The sequence below is a fragment of the Nocardiopsis tropica genome, assembly GCF_042660575.1.
Lineage (GTDB): Bacteria > Actinomycetota > Actinomycetes > Streptosporangiales > Streptosporangiaceae > Nocardiopsis > Nocardiopsis tropica.
In genome coordinates, this window is record NZ_JBHSUF010000025.1 from 111,496 (window position 1) to 118,050 (window position 6,555).

5 protein-coding genes and 1 pseudogene are annotated in these 6,555 nt (G+C 72.6%); 3 read left to right on the forward strand and 3 right to left on the reverse strand.

Features of this window, described 5'->3' with window-relative positions:
• Positions 1-353 precede the first annotated feature (353 nt).
• The 3 genes from ACFQBR_RS29845 to ACFQBR_RS29855 all read left to right on the forward strand — a co-directional run bounded on the left by ACFQBR_RS29845 (position 354) and on the right by ACFQBR_RS29855 (position 4,196).
• Positions 354-1,355: a C40 family peptidase gene (locus tag ACFQBR_RS29845; protein ID WP_267948876.1), complete on the forward strand. Its 1,002-nt coding sequence runs from the start codon at positions 354-356 to the stop codon at positions 1,353-1,355.
• A 344-nt stretch (positions 1,356-1,699) separates the two neighbouring features.
• Positions 1,700-2,737, forward strand: a complete 1,038-nt coding sequence (locus ACFQBR_RS29850) for a C40 family peptidase (RefSeq protein ID WP_378554914.1) — start codon at positions 1,700-1,702, stop codon at positions 2,735-2,737.
• 310 nt (positions 2,738-3,047) lie between these two features.
• The gene (locus ACFQBR_RS29855) at positions 3,048-4,196 is read left to right on the forward strand and encodes a glycosyltransferase family 4 protein (protein WP_267948874.1); all 1,149 of its coding nucleotides are present in this window, start codon (positions 3,048-3,050) and stop codon (positions 4,194-4,196) included.
• A gap of 22 nt (positions 4,197-4,218) precedes the next feature.
• Here ACFQBR_RS29855 and ACFQBR_RS29860 read toward each other — a convergent pair whose 3' ends face one another.
• The 3 genes and pseudogenes from ACFQBR_RS29860 to ACFQBR_RS29870 form a co-directional block, all read right to left on the reverse strand.
• Positions 4,219-5,520, reverse strand: a complete 1,302-nt coding sequence (locus ACFQBR_RS29860) for a L,D-transpeptidase (RefSeq protein WP_344184109.1) — start codon at positions 5,518-5,520, stop codon at positions 4,219-4,221.
• A 252-nt stretch (positions 5,521-5,772) separates the two neighbouring features.
• A complete protein-coding gene (locus ACFQBR_RS29865) occupies positions 5,773-6,198 on the reverse strand; it encodes a cytochrome c oxidase subunit 4 (protein WP_330161708.1) in 426 nt (141 codons plus the stop codon).
• A gap of 10 nt (positions 6,199-6,208) precedes the next feature.
• Positions 6,209-6,555: pseudogene (locus tag ACFQBR_RS29870) on the reverse strand (aa3-type cytochrome oxidase subunit I); the annotation flags it as partial.

The following is a 6,555-nucleotide window of genomic DNA, read 5'->3' on the forward strand; positions in this document are numbered from 1 at the left end:
TCCGGCCGGGGGGAGCGGCGCCTCCCCTCCTGCCGCCGCCGGGGCGTGGCGAGGCGCACAGCGGACAGAAGCCCGCACGTTCCGGGCCACACCGCCCCCGACCGCTCCTTCCAGGCGTAACGTCCCCGCGGGAACGGTGGGTTCCCCCATGATTCGGGGGTTGTGCCCACAGATGTGGTTGAGACGAGCAGAGCGGTCCGCTAGGTTCTTCCCGAACGTGAGTGCTCCATCGGAGCGAAGGCAGGATCTGCGCCCTCCGGTCGGGACCCGCACACTCACCCGCCCCGCCTCCGCGCGGACACTGTCCTCCAGCACCCCTATGCGGACTTCCCAACCTCAAGGAGCGGACCGCCATGAAGAACCCCGGTGGTCGGCGTACAGCCCGCCGCATCGCAGCCACGACCGGTATCAGCGCTGTCGTCGCGAGTACCCTCATCGCCCCGGGCACCGCCTACGCGGAGCCGACCCAGGACGAGGTCGAGGACCGGATCGAGGAGCTCAACGAAGAGGCCGCGGCCGCCGTCGAGACCTACAACCAGGCCAAGGAGGACCACGAGGTCGCCGAGGCCCTGTACGAGGAGCTCGAGGAGCAGGTCGGGGACGAGGAGGAGCGCTACGAGGAGCTGCGCGGCAAGGTCCAGCAGCTGGCCAGCGCCACCTACCAGTCCGGTGAGCTGGACTCCACGAGCACCATCCTGACCTCCGACGGCCCCGAGGCACTGCTGGAGCAGAACGCCGACCTGAACTACCTCTCCGAGGCCCAGAAGGCCGAGCTGGACGAGTTCGGCGAGTCCTCCGAACGGCTGTTCAGCCTCAAGGACGAGGCGGAGGAGGCCCTGGAGGAGTCCGAGGCCGCCCTGGAGGAGGCCGACGAGGCCAAGACCGACGTCGAGGCGAAGATCGAGGAGCAGCAGGAGATCCTCGCCCAGTTCCCCGACGCCGACCGCTCCGCCGACGGCGCCGACTCCAGCGGCGGCCAGTCGTACACCGGCGGCGCGTCCGGCAGTGCCGGGGCGGCGCTGGACTTCGCCTACTCCAAGGTCGGCCTGCCCTACGTCTGGGGCGGCACCGGCCCCAACGGGTACGACTGCTCCGGCCTGGTCCAGGCGTCCTGGCGCAACGCCGGCGTCGACCTGCCCCGCACCACCTTCTCCCAGGCCGAGGTCGGCCACCGGATCAACGACATGAGCGCGCTCCAGCCCGGCGACATCATGTTCTTCTCCGGTGTGAACCACAACGGCCTCTACGCCGGCAACGGCCAGATGGTGCACGCGCCGAGCAGCGGCCGCAACATCGAGGTCGTGGACCTGGCCGCCTACTGGGCCGGACAGTTCGAGTTCGGCGTCCGCCCCTAGGGCCCGCCCCACGCGCACGGAGAGGCCGTCCCCGGTTCGCCGGGGGCGGCCTCTCCATGTGCGGAGCGTGCCCGGGTAAGGGACACGGAAGGGGTTTCCGGACACCCGACGCCCCACGGTGGAACGTCACGAAAAGGTTGAGGTGAACCCGCGCGATGCACTAGTGTTCATCGCCGACAGCGGTTGCTCCTCTTCACCGCCCCCAGGTGGTGACAGCCGTGTCCCGACCGGGCCCCACAGCGTTCGGGCCGGCTCCCCGGCCCTTGAACCCCCACCCGGCGCAGTCCCTTGCTCCCGCTGAACCCCGCACGGCCCGGGACAAGGGGAGAAAGGTGTAACCCAACGTGTCTGCATCCCCTGGCGGCCGCAGGCGCCGCACAGCGGTCCTCGCCGCCCTCACCCTCGGGGCCCTCGTCATGCCCGCCGCGGTGGCGCACGCCGAACCGACCTCCGAGGAGGTCCGCGAGGAGATCGAGCGCCTCGAAGAGGAGTTCATCGAGCTCAACGCGACCTACAACGAGGCCCAGGAGACCCACGAGGCCGCAGAGGAGAAGCTCGAGGAGGTCCTGGCGGAGATCGAGGCCGCCGAGGAGAACGTGGAGGAGCTGGGCCTGGACGTGCGCAAGCTCGCCGGAGCCGCCTACTCCAGCCCCGACTTCACCTCCTTCAACGAGCTGGTCACCTCGACCGGGCCCGAGAACGCCCTGGCCCACCAGGCGGACCTGACCTACCTCGCCGGCCAGAACGACGGGCAGCTGGCGCGGTACGCCGAGGAGCTCGCGAACCTGGAGACCCTGGAGGCCTCCGCGGCCGAGACCGAGGAGGAGGCGGCCCAAGCCCTCCAGGAGGCCGAGGACGCCACCGAGGAGGCCGAGGAGGCCATCGCGGAGCAGGAGGAACTGCTCTCCCAGCTGACCGCCGAGGAGCAGGAGGCGGCGACCGAGAACGTCGGCGGGTCCGGCGGAGGGGACAGCGGCAGCACCGGCGGTGGCGGTGGCAGCTACACCGGCCCCGCCTCGGGCAACGCCAGGACCGCCCTGGACTTCGCCTACTCCAAGATCGGTATGCCCTACGTCTGGGGCGGCACCGGCCCCGACGGGTACGACTGCTCCGGCCTGACCCAGGCCGCCTGGGGCGCCGCGGGCGTGAGCCTGCCGCGCACCACCTACTCCCAGGTGAACGCGGGACAGCGGGTGTCCTGGGAGAACAAGCAGCCCGGCGACCTGCTGTTCTTCTACCCGGGCGGCAGCGGCCCGGAGCACGTGGGCATGTACGCGGGCGACAACGTGATGGTGCACGCGTCCACCTCGACCAAACCCATCGGCACGGTGACCCTGAACGACTACTACCGCTCCGAATTCGTGACCGCCGTGCGCCCGTAGCGACGGCAGGCGTCCCGGGTCCCGCGGCAGGTCGGCGGGGCCCAGCGGTGGCCGCGACATCCTGGTTCCCAGGGGGTCGCGGCCACCGCGTCTTCCGTGCAGGGCCGGATCCCTGTCCCCCCTCATCTCGGGGACGCCCCCTATCCCGTCACCTGTACGGCGTAGATCCCCTTAGGCCGGTCCGCCGCACCCGGGACGGCCCCCGCACCACCGCCCCCGAGGGAGGCGGCCCGGCGCCCGCCGGCCCCGGTTCGGCGCGAACGCCGGGTTCTCCCCGGGCGACCGCGCGGGACGCCCTAGACTCGCTCCCGTGTCGCGCACCCTGATCATCACCAACGACTTCCCGCCGCGCTCCGGCGGCATCGAGTCCTTCGTCCACGAACTGGCCCTGCGCCGGCCCGAGGGCTCCGTGGTCGTCTACTGCTCCTCCCCCTCCCCCGGCGACGCCGCCGCGGACCCGCACTTCGACCTGCGCCAGCCCTTCCCCGTCGTCCGCGACGCGGCGGGCGTGCTGCTCCCCTCGCCCCGGGTGGCCGCGCGGGCGCGCGCCATCGCCGCGCTGGAGGACTGCGACTCGGTGCTCTACGGGGCCGCCGCGCCCCTGGGCCTGCTCGCGGGCGGCCTGCGCGGCCGGGTCCGCCGCCAGGTGGCCCTCACCCACGGGCACGAGACCGGCTGGTCGGTGGTCCCCGGCGCGAGCACGGCTCTGCGCCGGATCGGAGACACCACCGACACCGTGACCTACCTGGGCGACTACACCCGCAGGAGGCTCTCCCGGGCCCTGTCCCCGGCCGCCGCCGACCGGATGCGCCGCCTGGCCCCGGGGGTGGACGTCGAGCGGTTCCGCCCCGGGGCGGGGGGCGGGGAGGTCCGCGCGCGCCACGGCCTGGGCGGGCGCCCCGTCGTGGTGTGCGTGTCGCGCCTGGTGCCCCGCAAGGGCCAGGACACCCTGATCCGCGCCTGGCCCCGCGTCCTGGCGGACGTGCCCGACGCGGCCCTGCTCGTCGTCGGCGACGGCCCCTACGGCCCCCGGCTGCGCTCCGCGGCGGCGGGGATGGACTCGGTGGTCTTCACCGGCCCCGTCCCCGCCGCGGAGCTCCCCGCCCACCACGACGCGGGCGACGTGTTCGCCATGCCGTGCCGCACCCGCCGGGGCGGCCTGGACGTGGAGGGGCTGGGGATGGTCTACCTGGAGGCCTCCGCCACCGGGCTGCCGGTGGTGGCCGGCGACTCCGGCGGCGCACCCGACGCCGTCCTGGAGGGCGAGACGGGCCGGGTGGTGGACGGCTCCCGGCCCGGGCCCGTGGCCCGGGCCCTCATCGGACTCCTGAAGGACCCCGACCGCGCCGCCCAGATGGGCGCACGCGGCCGGGAGTGGGTGGCCCGGACGTGGACCTGGGAACGCACGGCCGAGCGCCTGGAGGCGCTGCTGACGGCTCCGGGGCGTGCGGGCGGCTGAACCGGGCGGCGCCCCCTGCCCGCTACAGGCCCTCGCCGTGCACGCTGCCCGGGGTGCCCGAGCCGTCGGTCACCTGGGGCTCACCGGTCTCGCTGTGCTTCAACCACTCCTTCCAGGAGCGCTGCCAGAAGCCCCACCCGTTGTCCCACTCCAGTTCGCGTCCGGTGCCGGTGGTCTCCAGGATGTCGCCCATCAGCGCCTGGTCGTGGAACCACCGGGCGTCCCGCACCGACATGTTGGTGCAGCCGTTGGAGGTGTTCGCGTGGCCGATACCGCCGTTCCACGGCGCCGCGTGGGTGAACTCGCCGCTGTCGGAGGTGCGCACGGCCCAGTCCACGTCGAGCCGGTAGTGGCCGGGCGAGCCCTCGGGGATGCCGACCGTCGCGGAGTCCATCACGAGCTCGGCGTACTTCTCCATGGTGACGTGCGTGCCGGAGGTGGTGGTGTTGAAGCGCTCATGGCCCTTGCCGTTGCTCACCGGGATCGTGCGCACGAGCTCGCCGTCGATCTCCACCTCGAGCTCGTGGTCGGGGACGTGCATCGTGGCGACGAGCTCCCGGCCGACCTCGAAGTCGATACGGTCGTCCTCCGTCCCGTAGACGCCCTCGGACGCCTCCACCCCGGCCAGCCTCAGGTCCACGGAGACCTTCTGACGGGGTTCCCAGTACTCCCGGGGCCGGAACACCGCCGTCTCGTCGTCGACCCAGTTCCACGCGCCCTCGACCGGGTGTTCGGAGGTCACCTCGATGGAGTTCTCCACCTGGACCTTGTTCTCCACCGGCACGTCGAAGCCGACGACGACGGGCATGCCGACGCCCACGGTCTGGCCGCTCTGCGGGTGGTTGGAGACGAGCCCGAGGCGTGAGTCCCCGTCGACGCCCTCGGTGTGGAACTCCGCGACGACCTCGGTCTCCTCGCCGCCGGCGTCCTCCGCCGTGGCGTAGACGCTCACCGACGCGCCGGGGGTGAGGTTCCGGTCGCTCTTCCACCGGGTGCCGTCCCCGCTCAGGGTTCCGGGGAACTCCTGCCCCTCCGCCCCGGCCTCCCCCGCCCCGCCGGCCTCCGCGAGCGCGTCCGCGGCGACCTGCTCCACGCGGACGTCCGTGATGGTCCCGCCGGAGGCCTCCACGCGCACCGGCGTGTTGGGCGCCACGGGGGCGGCGCCCGTCCCGGGGGTGACGGTGATCCCGGGGCCGGGCGCCTCCTCCCCGCCGGGACCTCCCGGGTCCCCGCCCGCGGTGGTGCAGGCCGTCGCCACGAGGACGACCGCGGCGACCGCGGCCACGAGGCGGCGGACCGCCGGTCGGAAGACTCGTCCCTTCACGCCAAGGACCTCCAGCGTCGGTTGCGACGTGGCCCCGGTGCGCGGGACGGCGCCTCGCACGCCGCCGGTCCCGGACACGCCGCGCACCGGACACGAGGCCCCGCGTCACGGCAGGGTCACCGAAAACACGACCCCGGCGGCCGGTCGGCCTCGCGGTGCGAGGCCTTCCGGCCACCGGGGTGGTGACAGTCGCATACTACCCGGAGTGCGCATTTGGGCACGGTATGTGCCCGATGCTCGGGGCGGCGCGTCCTAGTGCTGGAACTCCTTGCGGTAGTACTCGAAGATCCAGCCGATCGAGGTGAGGATGATCGCGAAGGCGCCCGTGATCACCATCCACCAGCCGATGGCCACGCCCACCGCGGTGAACGCGACGGCCAGCGCGACGAACATCGGCCACCAGCTGTGCGGGCTGAAGAACCCGTACTCCCCGGCGTTCTCGGCGATCTCGCCGTCCAACCGCTCCTCCGCGGGGAGCCCGTGGAAGCGCTCGCTGCGGCGGGCCGCCTGCCAGAGCCAGAAGCCGATCATCCAGCCGAAGCCGATGGAGACCACCAGTGCGGTGGTGCCCGTCCACTCGATGGCGCCGGTGTCCTGGTAGGACCAGTACACGTACAGGGCGGCAGCAAGACCGAAGAAGGTCGAGATGCCCATGAACAGATAGGCCTGCGTCTTCATGGCGAGATCCCTAGTTCCTCTCGGGGTCCGTGCCCGCCGGAACCGCGGCGTGCGGGTGGTTCAGGTCGAACGCGGGACGCTCCGAGCGGATGCGCGGCAGCGACGTGAAGTTGTGCCGCGGCGGCGGGCAGGAGGTGGCCCACTCCAGCGAGCAGCCGTAACCCCACGGGTCGTCCACGGTGACCAGCGGCGCCCTCTTCGCGGTGATGTACATGTTCCAGAAGAAGATGAGCGTCGAGGCCCCGAGGACGAACGACGACACCGAGGAGATCTGGTTCAGCTCGGTGAAGCCGTCTCCGGGCAGGTAGTCGGCGTAGCGGCGCGGGAAGCCCATGGCCCCGAGCCAGTGCTGCACCA

Bases quoted from the DNA above. Each gene is read 5' to 3' on its own strand.
- ACFQBR_RS29845 (WP_267948876.1), top strand. From the start codon at position 354: ATGAAGAACCCCGGTGGTCGGCGTACAGCCCGCCGCATCGCAGCCACG.
- ACFQBR_RS29865 (WP_330161708.1), bottom strand. From the start codon at position 6,198: ATGAAGACGCAGGCCTATCTGTTCATGGGCATCTCGACCTTCTTCGGT.